This window comes from Desulfobacter sp., assembly GCF_050177295.1.
Window position 1 is genome coordinate 1 of sequence record NZ_JBFXHE010000015.1, and the last position, 21,111, is coordinate 21,111.

Consider the following 21,111-nt stretch of genomic DNA (forward strand, 5'->3'; position numbering starts at 1 on the left):
CACGGTTGGCGTCCTGGGCTTCCAGACTGGCAACCGCAGCCTCAACGGACCGGCGGGTGCCGCCGAACAGGTCAATTTCCCAGGAGGCATCAAATCCCGTATGATACAGATCATATTCCCCGGTCCGGTTTACGTCGTCACTGCTTTTGTTGCGCGTATAATTACCGGACGCATCCAGCTGCGGGCCGAGAGCCGCTCTTTCAATACCCAGCCGGGCGCGGGCCGCGCGTACGGCAGCCACTGCCGATTTCAGATCAAAGTTGTTTTGCAGGGTCTCTTCCACCAGCACCGTAAGTTCCGGATCCTTCAGCGTGGTCCACCAGCGCTCGACCCCTGCCGTATATAATTCCCTTGTTGACCGTACGCCGGTCTCCGGCAGTTTCGGCGCATGGTAGTCCGGGCCGACGGTCAGGCATCCGTTCAGCGTGAGCAGGAGCAACAACACCCCCACCCCCAAAATACGTTTTCTCATTTAGTTGTTCCTTCGGAAGGTCGATGTTTCATGGGATTTAAACGGGTCTTGATTTTTTCCCGCATTGTCTGAAATAAAACATACAGAGCCGGAATCATAATGATTCCGAAAACCGTGGCAATGAACATGCCGACACAGACGGTGGTTCCCACCGCGACACGGCTTTTGGCTCCGGCGCTGGAGGAAGCCAGCATCATGGGAAATATCCCCAAAATACAGGTAAAGGCGGTCATCAGCACAGCGCGGAAGCGCTCTCGGCCTCCGACAATGGCAGACTCCAGAATCCCTTTCCCGGACTCCCGCTCTTCTTTGGCAAATTCAACGATCAGAATCGCGTTCTTACTGGCAAGCCCCACCACGATGAGCAGGCCGAGCTGGGCATAGATACTCAGCGGCAGGCCGCGGACAGCCAGACCCACCATCGAACCAAGCGCAGCAACAGACAGAGATAAAATTACCGGCAGCGGAATCATCCAGCTTTCATACTGGGCAACCAGAAACAGATAGGCAAACAGCAGCGCAGCCGCCATAAGATAGATAATCTGGTTTCCCGTCTGTTTTTCCTGAAAACTCATACTGGACCACTCATAGGCATAACCGTCCGGCAAAGTCCCGTCAGATATTTGCTCCATTGCCTCCATCACCTGTCCGGAACTGATTCCCGGCGCCCCTTGGGCAGTGACGTCCGCACTGGGGAAAAGGTTGTAGCGGTTTACCGTTCTGGGCTTGAGTGTCGGACGGATCGTGACCAGAGCGGCCATGGAAACCATTTTGCCGGAATTGCTTTTGACGTACAGTTTTTTTATGTCATTTACCTCGGCGCGGAATTCATTGTCGGCACGGATCAACACCTGTTTCACCTGGCTGCCGATATTGATGTCGTTGATATAGGCCTTGCCGAAATAAATCTGCAGGGCGCTGAATATATTGGCCACTGGAACATCCATCAGCAATGCTTTTTCTCTATCCACATCCAGAAAAAGGTGGGGAGTGTCCGCAGTATAGGTACTGAAGGCGCTCTGGATCATGTCCGACCGGTTGAATTCCGGCAGCACCTGCTGCAGTGCACGCTGCAGTTTCTGGGGATCAGTGTCCGTCATGGCCTGCAGGCGGAAATCCTGCCCTCCTGCCGTGCCCAGTCCGACAATGGCCGGGGGCGGAAACACATCAATGGCGGCATCAGGGATCGTGGCAGCAAGATTTCGAATCTTGTTGACGATTGCATCCAGGTGCTGATCCGGGTCTTTACGCTGATCCCAGGGGATAAACACCACGGCAATAAACGCACTGTTTTCGCTGCGGCCGCCTATCATACTGTATCCACAGGCCGAACCGACAGCTTCCACACCTGGCATTTTGGAGATAGTCCTGGAAAAATCACGCACAACATCCCGGGTACGAAGTATCGGGGCGCCTTCCGGCAGGCGCACATCCATATAAATATAGCCCTGATCTTCATTGGGAATAAAAGCTCCCGGCAGATGGGTGCCAAGTTGTTCCGCGGCAATACAAACCAGCAGCAGAAGCAACGCTGTCAACCCCATACGCCGGGCCAGCATCGATGTGATCGAAAGATAACCGGAACGGCTGCGGTCCAGCCCCCAGTTGAACCAGGCCAGGGGCCCGCGCCGCGGAACCTCCGGAACCTTCATGATCATGGCGCAAATTGCAGGGCTCAACGTGAACGCCACCAGAAGGGAAAATGCGATGGCTGCTGAAATCGTGACCGCAAACTGGCGGTAAATCAGACCGGTCATACCGGGAACCAGCGCCACGGGAACGAATATGGCCATCAGAACAAAGGTTCCGGCAATGACCGCGCCGCCGACCTGTTTCATTGCCTTGATAGTGGCGCTTTTGCGGTCAAGGGCCTCTTCCTGCATCAGAAAAATCACCCGCTCGACGACGACGATCGCGTTATCCACCACTGTACCGGTTACCAGAATCAGCGCAAACAGTGTCATAAGATTTAATGTGTATCCCATTGCAGCGACCACAATGAACGCGCCCAGCAGGGAGACCGGAATGGCCAGCGTCGGCACCAGCGTGGCACGCCAGCTCTGCAGAAATATGTAGCAGACCAGCACCACCAGAACAAATGTTGTGATAAGTGTTATAATTACTTCATGAATCGTGGCCCGGACAAACCTCGTGGTATCAAGCCGGACAACACCTTCCATATCATCGGGATAAAAGCGTTCCAAGCGCTTGAGCTCGGCACGGACGGCATCCATGGCCTCGATGGCATTGGTTCCCGGCGTCTGTGCAAGCCGGATCAGAACCGCTCGGTCATCGCCATTATGCCATCCTTCCAGAACGGCAAAATCCCTGCCGATTTCGACCCGCCCGACATCCCGCAGCCGCACCAGGCCTCCCTGTGCGTTGGTTCGTACAACGATGTTCTCAAAGTCTTCCGGTTTATTCAACCGGCCTTTGGCCTGCAGGGTGTAGGTCAGCTTGATGTTTCCTTCAGAAGGCGCTCCGCCGATGGAGCCAATGGCCGGCTGGATGTTCTGCGCCTGAATTGCCGCGGCGACGTCATCCGGACTGATGTTCATGGCGGTGAGCCGGTCCGAATCCATCCAGACCCGCATACTGTATTGCGGGGACATTATCTCAGCCGTGCCGATTCCGTTAATTCGTTTCAACGGGTTTTTAACATAAGCATCCAGAAAATTGCCGATATCCACATCATCCAGCGTACCCTTAGGGGAAGTAAATTCAATCAGTCCCAGCAGGGAAGAACCGGTCGAACTTACGGCAATTCCCTCCCGGATGACCTCGTCGGGCAGCTTGCCCTGGGCCTGCTGAATCCGGTTCTGAACATTGACCTGGGCTATGTTCCGGTCTGTTCCCACGGCAAAGGTGACCGTCAGCTCATAATTACCGGTGTCATCGCTCTTGGACGACATGTAGAGCATATCGTCCACACCATTGATCTCTTCCTCCATAGGCGCGGCCACCGTGTCCGCCAGAATCTGCGCACCCGCTCCGGGATAGGTCGCTTCCACTTTGACCTCCGGCGGCACAATTTCCGGGTATTGCGCCACCGGCAGGGAAAGCAGTGCAAACAGACCTATCAGCGAAATCACTAGGGAGACAACCAGCGCAAAGCGGGGATGTTCAACAAAAAAACGTGCAAGCATGTAATTTACTCCTTCTTAGTTGATGAAACAACCACCGCATGAACCTGCTGTCCGGCGTGTCCAATACGCTGAATACCTTTCACCACCACATTTTCACCAGGTTCCAGTCCGGCCTGAACGGAAAAACGGTCGCCAATGGTGCCGCCGAGTTCCAGTCGTCTTTTATCCACTATATTTTCTTTATTGACAGTATAAGTGAAATAACCCTGATCGTCGCTCAACACGGCCTCCTGGGGAATCAAGGCGGCTGTAGCCGTCTGCCGCCCTGTTATAATTGCTGTCACATACGTACCGGGAACAAGTATCCCATCCGGATTGATATATTTATCCCAAAGCGCAATCGTACCGGTGCCTGTATCCATACTGTTGTTGACAAAGTCCCGGACCCCCCTGCCGGAATATGCCGTCCCGTCAGGAAGTTTCAATCCCAGCTCAACCTGGGCGGATTGATTCCGTAGTGTTGATTTGAGCTGTTGAAGATACTCGCGGTCGGACATGGAATAAACCACCCGCACGGGATTCATTTGCACCAACTGCGCCAGCGTACCGGTTGCGGGACCGACATAATTGCCCTTGGTGAACAGCGCTTTTCCGATCTTGCCGCTGATGGGCGCGCGGATTTCCGTATATTCCAGATCAATCTCCGCCAGTTCCAGCTCGGCCCGGGCCTGCTGAACGATGGCCCGTCCTTGCAATACCGCACTTTCCGCAGTGTCGAGATCGGTCTGAACCACGCTGCGCGGGTCGGCGGATGTCAGTCGGCTCAAAAGTTTTTCCGCCCGCATCAGATCCGCCTTTGCTTTGGCCAACGAGGCTTTGGCCGCGTTCATCCGGGCCCGGTAGGGGGGCTGCCGGATCGTGAAAAGCAGATCGCCCACTTTAACCATAGCACCTTCTTCAAAGTGCACAGTATCAATCCGACCGACGACTTCAGCACGAAGATCGACGGACTGAATCGCCTCAATATGCCCTATGAATTCAAGGGGCGGGGATGCGGGGCCGGATTCAACCGTCTCCACTACGACCTTCGGAGTTCCAGCCGCTGCGGCGGGAGCCGCCGCTACAGCAACTTTTTGATTAGATGGAACATGCAGGCACAAAACTATCAGCACCGCTACAATTACAAAAGCCCACCGGGAAAAGCCTCCGGCGCGCAGATTCTTGTTTTTTTCCGGCATACTTCTTTCCTTCCCGCCCAACGATTCTGCGGCATGGGCCGACTCCGCTAAATGTTCTTGCGTTTCGCTCATTTTTCCGATTCTCCAGATTTTGTAAAACAGTGCAGTCTGCTTTTCCAGACCGCGTGGTCGACAATTCCCTGTGTCTCTAAAAATTCTTTTATCTGCCAGCCTTCAACGCTCTGCATTGGCATTTGCCCTTCCCAGAACAACAGGACAGTGAGATCATATTGATACATGGCATCTTCAACCACAAGATACCCGCAAAGCGATGAATTTTGGATAAACCCGTCTAAAGAACGTTTAAGACGAGGAAGCAAATCCTCGTCTTCGATTACGTTACTTTTCGGAGGCCGCAAAACCTTGATCATTTCCATCCATTTCATCAACCGCCTCCTTTCACTTTTTTATAATCAAGTACATTAGTCAGTGTTCTGAAATATTCTCTGCAGAAATTGGACCAATCATAAGATTATCGTTTTAAGGAATAAAAAAACATCACCCTCAATTTATAACGGATTTTGCTCTTGATATATTGAGTATTCCTCAGTATATTAAGGAAATGAAATCTAAAGAAATCAAACTTTCCGATGAATTTTTCCGTGAAGTAACTGTCCGGATTACCGGGAATCTTTCCCCGAACGATGCCTTACTTTCCACGCTCAATTATCTCAAAAAGTTTATTCCCATCGACACCATGGGCTTTTATTGTTTTAATCAGGAAAAAACCGCGTTTCAGATTGTTGCGGAAGTCGATACGTTAGGTAATACGTTAAACATTAACGACACTGTTGCCCTGTCGATGGATGAAAATTTCTGCCAATGGCTGATTCATCAAGAAAAGAATGAAGAGATCGTGACCCTTTTTAAACAGCCTGAGGGAAATGCCCTGCAGTTGATGGGCATCTCCAAATTACTTACCGACCTGGCACATCATTCCGTTCTTATTCTCAAGTTGCTCATTGATGGATTTTTTTTTGGAATTCTTATGATAACAGCCAAGGGCAACGACCGTTTCACAAAGGAACATTGTTTACTGATTCGTTCCGTTGAGAGACCATTGGCCATCGCCATGAGCAATGCCCGGCGTTTTATAGAACTCGAACGGCTCAAGAATCTGCTTCGGGAAGACAACCGGGCGTTGATGAGAGAAATAGGGGATCAATCCGGCAGTCAGGTAATCGGTGCGGACTTCGGGATGAAACGGGTTATGGAGCAGGTACGGCAAGTGGCGCCACAATTAAGCCCTGTCTTGCTGCTGGGTGAAACCGGAACCGGCAAGGAGGTCATTGCCAACGCTATTCATCTCTATTCTCCCCGGGGCAACGGGCCGATGATCCGCGTTCAATGCGGGGCCATTCCGGAAACCCTGCTTGACAACGAATTGTTCGGGCACGAAAAGGGTGCGTTTACAGGGGCTTTTGACACCCGGCGGGGACGATTTGAACGTGCCTCGGGCGGTACAATTTTTCTTGATGAGATCGCGGAACTTTCCCCTGAGGCACAGGTCAAACTGCTGCGGGTTTTACAGGAAAAGGAGTTCGAGCGTGTGGGAGGAGACCGGACGATTCAGGCCGATGTCCGTATTATTGCAGCGACTCACCGCGACCTTGCACAACGGGTTCACGACGGACAGTTTCGGCAGGATCTGTTCTTCCGGCTCAATGTTTTCTCGATTCATCTCCCGCCGCTGCGCGACCGCAAACAGGATATCCCGCTGCTGATGCGCTATTTTATCGAACGTAAGGCCGGCGAAATGAACCTGCGCCCGGCTCCCGGCGTCAGCCTGGAAGAGATCCAGAAACTGCTCGACTACGACTGGCCGGGGAATGTCCGTGAGCTGCAGAACATCATTGAACGTGCTTTGATTACCAATCGCTCGGAAACGTTGCGGATTCCCGATCTCACCCCATGTGATCCGGACCGCAAATCGTTCCTTAAAGGGGAAAGCCCATCGTCCACGGAAGTGCTGACGCTTCGGGAAACGATAAAAGCCCATCTCAGCCGGGTATTGACACTGACCGGCGGCCGGATTGACGGCCCGCGCGGCGCGGCCCGCCTGCTCGACATGCATCCCAGTACCCTGCGCTTCCACCTCAAGAAGCTGGGGTTGCGCTGAGTCCAATCGTCGTCGCTGTCTCTCCTATTATTTCATCATATCACCTGCTCAACGTGGTGCCCAACGATCTAATTCCTCAGCTCACTGGGCACCCACAGGCCTTGCCGCGCCGGGATATTTTACTCGAACACTGTATAGCGATGTGCGGGCGGTAATGAACAGTGTTCTGTAATCATCACCGCCAAAGCAGACGTTAGCGGGGGGCTCTGGCACTGCGATCTCTGCAACTTCTTTCCCTTCCGAATCGATAACAAGTACCTTATTCTCCAGCGGTGTCGTATAAATATTGCCTTGAACATCGACCGCCATCCCATCACTTCCTTCATTCGTCCGAAAAAATTTTTTCCCGAGGCTGCCGTCAGTGTTCACCTCAAAGCAGTGAATGCCAGGCGCCAAATCGTGGGTTTTGGCATCCGGGTTTCTTTTGTCTCCCCCCTGTATCGGCGACATAAAGCCGGGTTTCATCCGGTGAAAAGACAATACCGTTGGGCATGGCAAGCCCCCTGATGACAGCTTCAATCCTACCGTTTTCTGGATCAAGTTTATAAACCCAATGACCGGGAATCTCCGGAGGGCTCTCCAGCCCCCACGGGGGATCTGTGAACCAGAGCGTCCCGTCAGATCGCATTGCGGCATCGTTGGGGGAGTTAAACCGTTTTCCTTTTCACTCTGACTTGGATAATTTTCTACAGGATAAAGGTTAACATAACAAGCTGGATTTTTCCAAAGCCGATTGATCGAAAGGTGCCGGTGTATCTGAATGCAAAAGGATCCCATCTGATACAGAATAAAGCAGTTAAAAACAAGTATCAGGTCATAATACGGCCAACTGAACATCAGGACAGGACCATAGGTTACCCCGCCCATTGTTTTTAAATCAAGGTTTTTTTGCCTTTTTCCCGGCCTTGTGGAACCGTTTCTGCCGGGTTTTCAGCAATTCCGGACGCAGGGCCGACCCCCGGCCCGACAGGCTGGGGTTGGTCATAAAGAAGTTATGGGCATTAAATGGCTCTTTGCCCGGGACGGTTCGGGTGTAGGTGCCGTCACTATTCAGGGTCCAGCTTTGTTCATTATCCCTTAAATTGGCCACCATAATCTGGTCCAGAATCTGGCGGTGGACCGTGGGGGTGAGGATGGGCACCAGGGTTTCAATGCGCCGGTCAAGGTTTCTGGGCATCCAGTCTGCTGAGGATATATACACCTTGGCATGGGGGGAAGGCAGTTCATGACCGTTGCCAAAGCAGGCAATCCTGGAGTGTTCCAGAAACCGTCCCACAATGGATTTTACCCGTATGTTTTCGCTGACGCCGGGGATGCCCGGCCGCAGGCAGCAGATGCCCCGGATGACAAGGTCCACACCAACCCCTGCCTGGGATGCCTGGTAAAGGGTATCAATGATTTCGGGATCTACAAGGGAATTCATTTTTGCCCAGATATGGGCAGGTTTTCCCTGTTCGGCAAATTCGATTTCTCTTTGAATATTTTCAATGATGCGTTTGCGCAGGGTCAGGGGCGCAATGTCCAGGATTTCAAGGTTGGCCGGCTTTGCATATCCGGTCATATAGTTGAAAATCTGCATCACCTCAGAGCAGATTTTCGGGTCATGGGTGAAAAAGGAGAGATCTGTGTAAATTTTGGCTGTGATGGGATGATAGTTGCCCGTGCCAAGGTGGGCATAGGATGTAAACTTGCCGTCTTCCCTGCGCACCACCAGGGAGAGCTTGGCGTGGGTCTTCAGGTCAATGATACCGTAAACTACCTGGGCTCCGGCAAGTTCCAGCTTTCTAGCCAGTTCAATGTTGGCCTCTTCATTAAACCGCGCCTTAAGCTCAACCATGGCAGTAACATTTATTCCCGCCTCTGCCGCTTCCACCAGGGCCTGGACAATGGGAGAATCCTTGCTGGTGCGGTAAAGCGTCTGCTTGATGGAGACCACGTTGCTGTCCTGGCTGGCCTGGCGGATGAACTGGACCACGACATCAAAGCTTTCATAGGGGTGGTGAACAATAATATCCTTTTTTAAAATGGCCTCAAAACAGTCCCCGCCAAAATCCCGGATGCGTTCCGGGAACCTGGCATGGTATTTTTTAAACACCAGATCCGGGCGGTCATCGCAGATCAGTTCCTTGATGGCGGACAGCTCCACATGATCTGATTTGAACACATCTTCTGGGTTCATCTCAAATTGATTCGTGATAAATGTGGTTAAATTGTCCGGCATGCCGGTATCCACCCGCAGGCGGATTACATTGCCCCGGCGGCGGCGGTTCAAGGCGGATTGGAAGGTGCGTACAAGATCTTCAGCTGCTTCATCAATTTCAAGTTCTGAATCGCGGATTAACTGAAAAACCCCTGATCCTGTCAACCGGTATCCGGGGAACAGGTGATCATAGAACATGCTGATTACCGATACCAGACGGATAAAGCGGATGGACTTGCCGGGCATCCTTATGTAACGTTTGAGCTGGGAAGGAAGGATTAAAAGGGCGAACATGGCATCCCCGCTCTCTTCATCTATAAGATCCATAATCATGCCATGGCCCAGGTTGGGAATAAAGGGAAAAGGATGGACAGGGTCCACAGCAATGGGGCTGAGCACGGGGAACAGTTTTGTCTGGAATTCTATGAGCAGGTTTTCCCGGTCCGCCATGTTAAGCTGTTCGGGTTTGACCACAAAAACATTGGCGGCCTCCAGATCACTGGTCAGTCCCCTGATGCAGTCCCTGGAGATGTCGTTGAGCTGGATGACGGCTTCTTCTATGGCCTTAAGCTGTTCCGACGGGGTCATATTGTCCGGGCTCGCACTTGTTGCGCCTTTGTTTACCTGGGCTTTGAGGCCTGCCACCCGGACCATGAAAAATTCGTCCAGATTGGAGGCGGAAATGGACAGAAAACGAACACGCTCCATCAGGGGGTGGTTGGGGTTAAGGGCCTCTTCAAGAACCCTGCGGTTGAACTGGAGCCAGGAAAGTTCCCTGTTGATATAGCGATTGGTGGTGGTCAAATCAATGGTTTCTTCTAAATGGGTTCCCTCTACATCTGTATTCGATTGCATTCGTATTCCGGCGCTCCTTTAACAATCATATGTTATTTCAGTTATGCTTTGAGTCAAAATAGTGTTGTATGTATATCAGTAAATTACTAAAATTGTGTTAGCGCTGAACGAAAATCAATCTTTATGCTTTAAGTCTTGGCAGCACCACATTGAGCAGAACGCCAAGCACACCGGCAAGGCCGATGCCGGACAGTTCAAAATTGCCGAATTTGATGGCCTTGAGTAAGTTGCCAGATACATGCAACTTGTCTGTGTCGCCTATCTGTTTTGGATTTATTAGGTTGACGAACCGAAAAACGCTTACTACAATTATCGCCGGTTATTGATAATATCCCGCCCGACACCTTAAATTGGATAATTTTTTGATTGCCGTCACACCAGGCAAACACAAACGGACAGCTCTAACCCAAAGAGGAACAGCATGAAAATCGATATAGGGCCTGTCACCCGGCTTGAGGGCCACCTCAATATTCATACAACAGTGGAAAACAATATCATCATTGATGCAAAAAGCATGGGGGAAATGTTCAGAGGGTTTGAAGTTTTCCTTCTGGGACGTGACCCGCTTGACTCCCAGCAGATTACCCAGAGGATCTGCGGCGTATGTCCGTATGCCCATGCCATTGCCTCTTCTTATGCCCAGGAAGCCGCCTACCGGCTCAAGACACCGCCCAACGGCAGAATTCTTCACAACCTTATCCAGGGCGCCAACCATTTATACGATTATCTTTTGCACTTTTATCAGCTCTCGGCCCTTGATTTTATCGATGTGACCGCTGTTACCGGCTATACCGGCAAAGACCCTGACCTGTCCCACTTGAGAGACTGGGTCAACCACGCGCTGGGCAGCAAAGAACCCCACCCGGCAGCGCCTTTTCTGCCCCGGCTGTCCGGTACCTATATAACGGATACGGACATCAATATCACGGCTTTAAAGCATTATGTGGAATCCCTTGAAATCCAGAAAAAAGCCAACCGGGCCTCTGCCATTTTTGGCGGCAGGTTTCCCCATGCCACGGGAATTTTTCCCGGCGGCTGCACCCGGCCGCCCGACATTGACGCCATAGTGTCTTATCAGGCACTGATCCGTGACGTTAGGCATTTTATCCATCATAAGTATTTGCCCGATCTTCTGGCGGTTGCCGGTGCATTCCCGGAATACTGGAATATCGGCCAAAGCAAGGGCGGTTTCATGTCCTACGGCCTGCTTCCCTTTGGGCCGGAACCGGACAGTTCCAGGCTCCTGTCCCCCGGCGTGCTTCTTGACGGGAAAGTTGAAACGGTAAAATCAGATGCCATTACTGAAGATGTTAAATTTGCCAAATACAGCTCCCCGTCCGGACGGAAGGTCGCCCAGGGCAGCCTGACACCGGCCCCCCATAAAAAAGGCGCCTACTCCTGGGTAAAGGCGCCCCGGTATGGCGGGCATATGCTGGAAGTCGGACCAACGGCAAGAATACTGGTGGATTATTTACAGGGCGGCAATAAAACCGTCAAGCAGCTGTTGGATCGGTTCGCCGGAATAGCGGACATTCGGCCGGAACAACTTAATTCGGTCCTGGGCCGGCACCTGTGCCGCGCTGTATCTGCCGTGGTCATTGCGGATTTCCTTCTGGACCAGACCGAACAAATCAATCCGTCAGCGCCGTTTATACCTGAGATAAAAATACCGGAAGCCGGAGAAGGGTTCGGCCTTACCGAAGCATCAAGGGGGGCTCTGCTTCATTATATCCGGATCAAAAACCATAAGATCGACCATTATGAATGTGTGGTGCCGACTACATGGAACTGTTCTCCCAGAGATGACAAGGGCACACCCGGCGCTTTGGAGTCCGCCCTCATCGGCACCAGGGTTGAAGATCCTGCGCAGCAAATCGAGGTCAGCCGGATTGTGCATTCTTTTGATCCCTGCCTGGCCTGTGCAGTTCACTGATATTACACAAAATTCCACAGGCTCATGTTATACGCGTAGCTTCGGAGGGAAAAACCCATGATAAACAGACGAGACTTTTTAAAACTGGCTGCCTGCCTCGGTGCCTCCCTTCCCATTGCCGGGCTCCCGTCAGCGGTCAGAGCCGCCCTGAAAACCCTTGATCCCGGATCCGTGCCCAAGCTGATCTATCTCCAGGCCCAATCCTGTACCGGGTGCTCCGTCTCCCTGCTCCAGGCGGACGCGCCTGATGCGGTCTCCATGATCACCCGTTATTCCAAGCTGGTCTTTCATCAGGATCTGTCGGCCGCATCCGGAAAACAGGTGCTGGATCTGCTGGACGCCTATGTCAGCGGGAACGCCGGGGATTATTTTCTGGCTGTGGAAGGGGCCATTCCTCTGGGGATGCCCGAAGCCTGCGTCATCGGCAAAAAAAACATTATCGATTACCTGGGTGCTGCCGCCGAAACCATGAGCGGTGCCGTTGCCATCGGCACCTGCAGCTCTTACGGCGGAATCCCGGCGGCTGAAGGCAACCTGACCGGTGCTGCCAGCCTGAATGATTTTTACAAGACAATAAATAAAAAACCGCTCCTGATTTCCATTCCAGGATGCCCGGTGCACCCGGACTGGGTCTGGAAAACCATTGTCCACCTGGTGAAAATCGGTCTGCCGGAACTTGAAGATACCCGGCCGGCTGCTTTTTTCAGCCGGAAGATCCATGAATTGTGCCCCCGGTACCATGACTTTCAGCAGGAAATTTTTGCTGAAAAAATGGGAGATAAGGGCTGCCTTTTTAAACTCGGTTGTCTGGGTCCGGACACTTTTGCAGACTGCCCCACCCGGTGGTGGAACAGTGGACAGACCTGGTGCATTGATGCCAATGCCCCCTGTATCGGCTGTGCTTCCCCCATGTTTGCAGGAAAAAAAGCATTCCCGTTTTACCGGAACGCTGAAACCGCCGTTTCCCAAACTATAGGAGAAAAGTCATGAAATCCCATCTGTTTGCCCGGCTCTCCATCACCTATAAAATCATTCTCACGGTGGTTATTGTATTGCTGATCTGTCTTGCTGCTTCCGTGGCCCTTTTAAACCGGTTTGTGGAAAACCAGATGCGGCTGACCTACACCCAGTCCGTTCACACCCTGTTCAACGCGTTTGAAGACGGGGTGAAAGGGTCGCTTGAGCGCGGCCAGATGAAGAATTTTCAAAAACTGCTCCTTCGCCAGAAGCAAATCAACGGGGTCATGGCAGTCAACCTTTATGACCGGGAAGGCGCGGTCAATCTGTCGTCGAACACCCTGGACAAGGCAGAACCCCTTCCGGACGGATTATTGTCCCGCATCCGGGAAGAAAAGACGCAAATCATACAGAAATCTGACACCCGGCTTGTCATTTTCGGCCCCCAGTCCGTTGTCCCAGACTGTATCCGGTGCCATCCAACCTGGAAAAAAGGAGAAATCGGCGGCATCCTCTCCCTGGCATACGATCTTGGCGCCCTGAATACGGTCATCTCCAAACTCAAGTATTTTACCACTGCCGGATCAGTCATTCTTCTTTTTATTATGAGTTTCATGGTTTTTATTGCCATCCAGAAAATGGTCAAAAAACCCATCTTCTGCGTTCTCAGCGGACTGAAGGATGCGGCTGAAGGCGACGGAGACCTGACCAAAAGGTTACGCATCACTTCTGCGGATGAACTGGGGAGTCTTGCCAGGTGGTTCAATACTTTTGTTGAAAAACTGCAGGGAATTATCCGGGATATTGCAAACAATTCTGAAAAGCAGAATATTTCATCAGCCGAACTTCTTGACATTTCAAATAAAATGTCAGATGCCGCCGGTATAATGGCCGAAAGGTCCAATACCGTGGCAGCAGCGGCTGTGGACGTGAGTGACAACATGAGGTCAACGGCCGCAGCGGCCGAACAATCCTCCAACAATATTGGAATGGTATCTTCTGCGGCTGAAGAGATGAGTACCATGATTGGGAAAATTGCCAAAAACACCGAAGAAACCCGCGAAAACAGCCAGTACGCCGTCTCCAGAACCCAGAAAGCAGCCGACAGCATTAAAACTCTTGAACAAAGTGCCCGGGAGATCGGAGATGTGGTTGAAACCATTAACGATATTTCCGAACAAACCAATCTGCTCTCCTTGAACGCGACTATTGAAGCAGCGCGCGCCGGGGAAAGCGGCAGAGGCTTTGCCGTGGTGGCCAATGAAATCAAGATTCTGGCAAAGCAAACAGCAGACGCCACTTATGAAATTCAGGGAAAAGTCATCCGCATTCAGGACTCGACCCGCCAGGCCATTTCGGAAATTTCAGAAATCAGCAACGCCATTGACAGTGTCAATTCCATGATCGACACCATCACCACCAGTGTGGAAAAGCAGTCCGGCACTACGCGTGAAATTGCCGGCAATGTCAGCCAGGCGGCCCTGGGAATCCAGGAAGTTACCCGTAATGTAACGGAAAGTTCAAAAAAAGTTCAAAAAATTGCAAGTGATATTGACGATGTTCACCAGGCCGCCCTTGGCATGTCCGACAGAAGTTCGGAAATAAACGCCAGTGCAGACCGGCTCAGCCAGATATCCAAAATCCTGAAAACATCAGTGGATCAATTTAAGATCTAATTTTTGGGGCCCAGGGCCGCATGCGCAAAGTGTCAACCTGGTGGGTGGAACGTCCGACCCGCCCCTCACTATAAAAATACAACTTAAATTGTGTGTGTTTGACAATGTGGTTTTTTATGCGCATAATAAAGATCATAAAAAACCAAAAGGAAAATAAAATGAATACTGAAATGGTCAGGTTAAACATTACACTTCCCTCTTCCGTTGCCGCAGAACTCGACCGATGTTCAGGGCCCCGCAGGAGAAGCCAGTTTATTGCAGAAGCCATAAAAATGCGAATTAAGCAGTTGAATTTGGATCTCGAATAGATAGCGGGGTCTGACCCCGTTAAGCTTCGGGACGGAACAGAACCTCCAATGGTTTAATCCGGAGAATGAGGAATGCTGGGATTCGGTGAACAGCAACAGCGGTGTCATTAAACAGCAGCGGGACATGAAATACGGTTCCGCCCGTCCTTTTTGGATTTGTACAGCATCTCATCTGTCTCTTTGAGCATTTCGCCAAAGGATTCAATGCCGTCTGAGTAATGGACCACCCCCAGGCTCAAGGTCAGTGTCAGACTGGCGGCGCCTTTTACAGCAAAGGAGTTTTTTTCGAAAACGGCGCGTATTTTGTCGGCAACAGGGATGGCGCCCTTAATGTCGGTTCCGGGAAGGATGATCATGAATTCGTCCCCGCCATACCGTCCCGGGATGTCCGTTGCCCGAAGATTTTCCCGGATGACGGATGACACCTGTTTTAATACTCTGTCTCCGATATCATGGCCATACCTGTCGTTGACTTTTTTAAAATGGTCAATGTCTATCATGATAACGGACAAACTGCCTTTTTTACGCTTTGCCGTTTCAAATTCCCGGTTTCCGAAATTCATGAAATATCTTCGGTTGTAGAGCCCTGTCAAGGGATCAATATTGGCCAGCCGTGCGTTCTCAATGGCTTTGGCCGCAGCCTCTTTCAGGGAAAGGTGGGTATCAATTCTGGCCAGCAGTTCGGTTTTGTCCACCGGTTTTACGATATAATCATTGGCCCCCACTTCAAAGGCTGTGACAATGTCACCGGGTTGATTTTTTGCCGTTAGAAATATGATGGGCAGCTCAAACGTGGAATATTTTTCTCTCAACTTCCGGCAGACCTCATACCCGGACATTCTGGGCATCATGATATCAAGAAGTACAAGGTCAAACCTGCAGGTTTTGATGCTTTCCAGGGCCAGACGCCCGCTTGGTACGAATTCGGCCCCCAGTTTTTTTATCCCCAGGTAGTTGAGCAGAACCTGGCCGTTCACTGCTTCATCATCCACGATGAGCACTTTTTTCGAACAATTGCCGGTGCGGGTATTTGGTAAGGGGCAGCTGGCTTCGGGAAAAGGCAGAATGCCGCTTAAATGCGTTGGATCAAAGTTAATCCCTTTTGCCTTTTTTCCATTGGCGGCAACCTGTGGGAGCGTAAATATAAAACAGGAACCCTTGCCTGGCTCTGATTCAACCCGGATTACGCCGCCGTGTAATTCCACCAGTTTTTTAGTGATGGGAAGCCCCAGTCCGGTTCCTTTGTATTCCCGTTCAATGGAGCCGTCGCCCTGTTCAAAGGAGTTGAAAATACGTTCTGTTAATGAAGGATCAATACCAATCCCCGAATCCTCAACCCGGACCTCCATTGTATCTGCACCCGGGACGGCCCGGACCCTGACATAGCCTTTTTCCGTATATTTTACGCCGTTTCCGATGAGATTATACAAGATCTGCTGGAGCCTGTTTTCATCTCCATAGACAAAGGGCGCATCCTTATGCGATTTCAAAGGTCAGGTCGGGGATTATCCAGGAAATCAGGGTATTGCCCGTGAACAGGGTTCTGAGGGCAACCATGAAACAGAACAAACCGAAATAAAACAGTTCTTTTTCTTTTTGCCGGAACAGAAAGATGATGGTGTGGTAAAATCCGGCAAACAGGCAAGTGGAAATGAGCATGATTTCCATGGATGTGCTGATCATGAACTTTCGATACACCTGGTTTTCCGTGCCGAGAATAAAACTTTGGGCAATGCCCGCGTTTCCATGGCGCCGGTTTCTCATCTGCAGGACAATTTCCACATCACCCGTATCAGAGGAAAAGGCCAGAATGTCGGGTTTGAGGAACCGGACCGGTGCGCCCGGCAAAATACCGTTCTGACGGATCAGCCGGCCATTGATCCACAGACAGTATTCAGTAAACAGTTCCGGGGTCTGTAACACCAGACGCTTATTTTTTCCGGACATTTTGACAATAAGCCGGTACGTGGCACATCCCGCAGCCGGAAAGTTATGGCCCGGATAGGCTGTCCAGAACCGGGGAACCGGATAAAAACCGGTCAGGTCAGGATCTGACCATTCCCGGGAATCAGGATCAAGAAGCCTGTTCCAGCAGAATTGCCAGTCTCCGTCAAGTTTAACGGGCCCGGTTTTTTGCAAATCCAGGCCTCTTAAATCCAAAACCCCTTTGCCGGCTTCAGGCCCTGCCCAGACCCGGAGACCGGGCAGGTTTATTGTGATAAAAACCGCAGCGGCCAGAATTATTGCCTTTTGCAATTTTAAGATATTTTTAACATCTGGCCGCATAAATAAAACCCATCAGAGGGAGGATGCCTGTTTTTTTATTGCAAAGTTTTTGGTGTTTCCCTCTTTTCCATATATTGAGTTAGAACTTACTTGGGTTACAATAAAAGAGATAAAAAAACAATAGCCTGGGCCGGTTTTAACAATGCAAAAAACATACTTGGAACGTTTCCCTGGGAGGCAAAGGTTGGCCTATACAGTTCAGATGAAAAATGATAATAAAGATAGACAACTGGCAGTCAGGCGAATCCAAATTTCTTGATTTTCTATGGGGTTTTTATCATGGACAATACACTGAGTCTCCCCAGTGATTCTGATATCAAAAAAGTTCTGAAAAGAGATGACAAGGAACTGCCGGGGTTTGCCCAGGTCATGGCTAAAATGCTCACTGTATGCAATGACCCCAACGCCTCCATTGGGGATGTAGCCAAACTGGTTGAAACAGATCCGGGTATCAGCACAAAGGTGCTGGCTATTGTAAACTCTTCTTTTTTCCGTCTAAGGTCCAGGGTCTCGGCCATTTCAGAGGCTGTGCTGTTCCTGGGAATTGATGAGATTAAAAAGATTTGCCTTGGCGTGATTTTTTTTGAAAAAATGGTCACACCCGGCCCCAAAAAGCAATTTGACCGGACGTTTTTCTGGCGTCACTGTTTGTGCGTGGCAAGCCTCAGTCAGGCCATTGCAGATGAGATAGGATATCCCAGCCCTGGGGATGCGTATACGGCAGGTCTGCTCCATGATTTTGGAAAAATTGTTCTGGACCGGTCCGGCCGGGTGAATTATGCTGATTTTTTTAAAAATGCCTTGGGTTGCACCGGCCCTCTGATTGAAGCAGAAAGGGATGTCATGGGGATCGGGCACGATGACCTGGGGGCTTATTACGGACATCGCTGGGGATTTCCTGAAAAGCTTTGTCTGATCGTACAATACCATCACCGTCGTTTCAGCCGTCTGGATCTTTGCAGGGAAGATATGCAGTTTATCAGTATTGTCTGTCTGGCTAATTTTCTGGCCTGGACCCAGGGTATGGGCCCTGTGGATGTAATTTCTCCGCCAAAGCTTCAGCCCGAGGTTGAAGAAAATATTCGGCTTGACCGCATAGATTTTGAAGCTGTGATCCAAAAGATGGATAAAGAAATTGAGAATACAGCCAGGTTTTATGAATTTGAATTTCCTTCTCCAGATAAGTACCGGGCTAACCTGCTCAAGGCCAATTTAAAATTAAGTTCCATCAACTCGGGCTATTTTTTCTCCAGAGAAAAGGAAGTCCATGAGAAAAATCGGTCTACGACGGCAAGCATCACCGCGCCCCACCGAAGCCTGGAGCCCAAAGAGATCTTATCAGCGACCTTGAAAGCCATTTGTCAGGATTTTGGTTTTGACCGGGTTTACATATTAAGGGCTGTCCCTCCTCTGCGCCGCCTTCAGGTCGTGGCGTGCCTGAAACAGGACAGCTTTTCAGACCACTTGGCATCGCATTATATCTCCATGGATAAGACGGATAACGGTTTCCTCCGGTGCCTGAGAAATAAAGCACCGGTTGTCATCAGCGGCATCCTGCCGGGCGAAAAAGAGGTGCTGGAAAGATTTTCGGTCTCCCAGATGCTTGTGGTTCCTTTTTGCAGCCAGGATAAGGTGATCGGGCTTTTGGGAATGGATCATGCCGTATCCGGTAAAAAAATTGAGCCGGGCCTGTTTTCTTCCATTGCCATCGTGGCCAATGAGCTTGGGCTTGCGCTGGAAAATGCCTCGGCCTATAAAAAAGCAAAATCTGCTTCTCTTCATGACGGGCTGACCGGGCTGCTGAACAGGATGGCCGTTGATGAGCTGTTGAAAAAATCCTTTCTAACAGCGGTCAGCGAAAATATTCCCTTTTCCGTTGCTATGATTGATGTGGATCATTTTAAGAGATTTAATGATATGTTCGGCCACCAGGCCGGAGACAGTGTCCTCAGGCAGATCGCAAAAACCTTAATGAAAGTGTCGCGTCCCACAGATCATGTCGGACGGTACGGTGGAGAAGAGTTTATCGTTGTCCTGAATGATACAGGCCCCGCCAAAGCTGTTGTGTATGCCGAACGAATTCGACAGGAGATCGAACATCTGGGCCATCTGCTTTCTGATCGTTTCCCGGGGCTTGGCCTGACCGTGAGTATCGGCATCAGCCGGTTTGAAAATGATATAAAAAACCACGACGCCCTGGTGTCAAAGGCGGATAAGGCCCTGTACAGAGCAAAGGAAGCCGGCCGGAATCGGGTGGTTTCAGGATGAATCCCGGATGGTGGATCAGAGTCATGTTGAGAACATTGTTTTTGACTGTATTTGTGCTATAGTCAAAATTATCTGAAATCTTCTAAACAGGGGAACAGACCAGTGAAGATGAGAGAATCGGCTCTTCAGGAAGCTCTTTTTAAACAAATGCGGACCCCGGAATTTTATCCCCATCCCGTTCACAGCGTAACAGTCTGTGAAACCCATATTTCCATGGTGTTCCTGGCAGGCGACCTTGTTTACAAAATTAAAAAATCCGTGGGCCTGGAGTTCCTTGATTTCACCACGCTCGAAAACCGCAGACATTTTTGCACCCGTGAGGTGGCATTAAATCGCCGCCTGACAAATAACGTTTACCTGGATGTGACGGAAATTACCCAGAAAGGGGATCATTTCTGCCTGGGCGGCGACGGGACGGTTGTTGAATATGCCGTAAGGATGCGGAAACTGGCTGAGACCTATTCCATGAAGCAGTTGCTGAGATCCGGAAAGATCGGTAATAAGGAGATTGACCGGCTGGCAATGACGCTGTCCGAATTTTACGGTTCCGATACATTTGACAGGCCGCCGAATATGGAAGCGGCCTTTAAAACAATCCGGCAGAACTGCGATGAAAACTTTAAACAGACCCAACCTTGGCTCGGGTCCCTGTTTGACGGCGATTGTTTTCAGTCGGTATGGTCCAGGACAGGCGCCTTTTTAGACAGGCAAAAATCCCTGTTTTTTCGCCGCATGGAAAATAAACGGTTCCGGGACTGCCATGGGGATTTAAGAACCGGCCATATTTATTTTACAGAGACCGGGATTCAGATCATTGACTGTATTGAATTCAATGACCGGTTCCGGTATCAGGACGTGGGAGCGGATCTGGCCTTTCTGGTCATGGATATGGAATTTCTTGGATTTTCAGCTTTGGCTGAAAAGTTTCTTTTCGCGTATGCAGGCGATATGCATGACCCGGAAGTATATGTACTGATACATTTTTATAAATGCTACCGGGCCATGGTACGTTTTAAGGTGAATTGCATCCGCCTGCATGAGCATGATGTTTCCGAACAGGAACGCAATCAACTTTTGGAACAGACAAAAAAATACCTTGCCCTTTCAGACCGGTATGCCGATCATTTCTCCAGGCCCAGGATCTGGGTGATCTGCGGCATGCCGGCATCCGGAAAAAGCACCTTGGCACAAGGCCTTTCCCTGGCGCTGAATATCCGGTCCATCAATTCGGATGTGGTCCGGAAAAAAATATTCCCCGCCCCGCCCACCGATCCTGTGACCATGCCTTTTGAAAAAGGAATCTATTCCGAAACCGCGACCAGCCAGACCTATGACACACTTTTGTCCCTGGCGGAAAAAGAGGTTTTAAAGGGAAACTCCGTGGCGCTGGATGCCACCTTCAGCCGGGAAAAATATCGAAAACAAGCAGTTTCCCTGGCTGGGAAATTAGGTGCTGGCATCGTGTTTACCGAATGCACGGTACCGGACCCTGTTCTGCAAGAAAGGCTGATCATGAGAACTGGCCGGAACACAGTATCTGATGCGCGGATTTCCCATTTTCAATCATTTAAAAACCGGTTTGAACCGATTCGAAAAACAGAGACGGACTGTCATGTAAAAGTGAATACCGAAGCATCCATGGATGCGTGTCTTTTAAAAATTCTGCCCCGGATGCTTTGAAAAATTAATGGACTCAAGCAACAGGCACAGGTC

General features: G+C 50.6%; 16 protein-coding genes. 7 read left to right on the plus strand and 9 right to left on the minus strand.

Features of this window, described 5'->3' with window-relative positions; genetic code table 11:
- The 4 genes from AB7U36_RS02520 to AB7U36_RS02535 form a co-directional block, all read right to left on the minus strand.
- On the minus strand, positions 1-472 hold a 472-nt coding region (locus AB7U36_RS02520; RefSeq protein WP_428158235.1), incomplete at its 3' end, for a TolC family protein.
- Positions 469-3,618, minus strand: a complete 3,150-nt coding sequence (locus tag AB7U36_RS02525; RefSeq protein ID WP_428158236.1) for an efflux RND transporter permease subunit — start codon at positions 3,616-3,618, stop codon at positions 469-471. The genes AB7U36_RS02520 and AB7U36_RS02525, both read right to left, overlap by 4 nt.
- 5 nt (positions 3,619-3,623) lie before the next feature.
- A complete protein-coding gene (locus tag AB7U36_RS02530) occupies positions 3,624-4,868 on the minus strand; it encodes an efflux RND transporter periplasmic adaptor subunit (protein ID WP_428158237.1) in 1,245 nt (414 codons plus the stop codon).
- On the minus strand, positions 4,865-5,182 hold the full coding sequence (locus AB7U36_RS02535) for a hypothetical protein (RefSeq protein ID WP_428158238.1): 318 nt from the start codon (positions 5,180-5,182) through the stop codon (positions 4,865-4,867). Before AB7U36_RS02535 ends, AB7U36_RS02530 begins: the two co-directional genes overlap by 4 nt.
- 176 nt (positions 5,183-5,358) lie before the next feature.
- On the opposite strand from AB7U36_RS02535, the gene AB7U36_RS02540 reads away from it, so the two are divergent.
- A complete protein-coding gene (locus AB7U36_RS02540; protein ID WP_428158239.1) occupies positions 5,359-6,915 on the plus strand; it encodes a sigma-54 interaction domain-containing protein in 1,557 nt (518 codons plus the stop codon).
- Between the two features lie 81 nt (positions 6,916-6,996).
- Here the strand turns inward: AB7U36_RS02540 and AB7U36_RS02545 are convergent, their stop codons facing one another.
- From AB7U36_RS02545 to AB7U36_RS02555, 3 genes are all read right to left on the minus strand, one after another.
- Positions 6,997-7,782 (minus strand): SMP-30/gluconolactonase/LRE family protein, encoded by a 786-nt coding sequence (locus AB7U36_RS02545; RefSeq protein ID WP_428158240.1) that lies wholly within the window; start codon positions 7,780-7,782, stop codon positions 6,997-6,999.
- Between the two features lie 10 nt (positions 7,783-7,792).
- On the minus strand, positions 7,793-9,970 hold the full coding sequence (locus AB7U36_RS02550) for an RNA degradosome polyphosphate kinase (RefSeq protein WP_428158241.1): 2,178 nt from the start codon (positions 9,968-9,970) through the stop codon (positions 7,793-7,795).
- A gap of 121 nt (positions 9,971-10,091) precedes the next feature.
- Positions 10,092-10,214 carry a hypothetical protein gene (locus AB7U36_RS02555; protein WP_428158242.1) on the minus strand — a complete coding sequence of 41 codons (123 nt, stop codon included), beginning with the start codon at positions 10,212-10,214 and terminating at the stop codon, positions 10,092-10,094.
- Between the two features lie 177 nt (positions 10,215-10,391).
- Between AB7U36_RS02555 and AB7U36_RS02560 the strand changes: the two genes are divergently transcribed.
- The 4 genes from AB7U36_RS02560 (at position 10,392) to AB7U36_RS02575 (ending at position 14,844) form a co-directional block, all read left to right on the plus strand.
- Entirely contained in the window at positions 10,392-11,903 is a 1,512-nt protein-coding gene (locus AB7U36_RS02560; RefSeq protein WP_428158243.1) for a nickel-dependent hydrogenase large subunit, read from the plus strand.
- Positions 11,904-11,960: 57 nt separating this feature from the next.
- A complete protein-coding gene (locus AB7U36_RS02565; protein WP_428158244.1) occupies positions 11,961-12,893 on the plus strand; it encodes a hydrogenase small subunit in 933 nt (310 codons plus the stop codon).
- Positions 12,890-14,536, plus strand: a complete 1,647-nt coding sequence (locus AB7U36_RS02570; RefSeq protein ID WP_428158245.1) for a methyl-accepting chemotaxis protein — start codon at positions 12,890-12,892, stop codon at positions 14,534-14,536. Before AB7U36_RS02565 ends, AB7U36_RS02570 begins: the two co-directional genes overlap by 4 nt.
- A gap of 158 nt (positions 14,537-14,694) precedes the next feature.
- Complete coding sequence (locus AB7U36_RS02575) at positions 14,695-14,844, plus strand: hypothetical protein (protein WP_428158246.1); 150 nt, start codon at positions 14,695-14,697, stop codon at positions 14,842-14,844.
- Positions 14,845-14,951: 107 nt separating this feature from the next.
- Here the strand turns inward: AB7U36_RS02575 and AB7U36_RS02580 are convergent, their stop codons facing one another.
- Positions 14,952-16,334 (minus strand): diguanylate cyclase, encoded by a 1,383-nt coding sequence (locus AB7U36_RS02580; RefSeq protein WP_428158247.1) that lies wholly within the window; start codon positions 16,332-16,334, stop codon positions 14,952-14,954.
- Positions 16,321-17,100: a 7TM diverse intracellular signaling domain-containing protein gene (locus AB7U36_RS02585; RefSeq protein ID WP_428158248.1), complete on the minus strand. Its 780-nt coding sequence runs from the start codon at positions 17,098-17,100 to the stop codon at positions 16,321-16,323. Before AB7U36_RS02585 ends, AB7U36_RS02580 begins: the two co-directional genes overlap by 14 nt.
- Positions 17,101-17,409: 309 nt before the next feature.
- Here AB7U36_RS02585 and AB7U36_RS02590 point away from each other — a divergent pair, with 309 nt between their 5' ends.
- Positions 17,410-19,398, plus strand: coding sequence for an HDOD domain-containing protein (locus tag AB7U36_RS02590; protein ID WP_428158249.1), 1,989 nt, complete (start codon positions 17,410-17,412; stop codon positions 19,396-19,398).
- A 108-nt stretch (positions 19,399-19,506) separates the two neighbouring features.
- A complete protein-coding gene (locus tag AB7U36_RS02595) occupies positions 19,507-21,078 on the plus strand; it encodes an AAA family ATPase (protein ID WP_428158250.1) in 1,572 nt (523 codons plus the stop codon).
- The last annotated feature ends 33 nt before the right edge of the window (positions 21,079-21,111 follow it).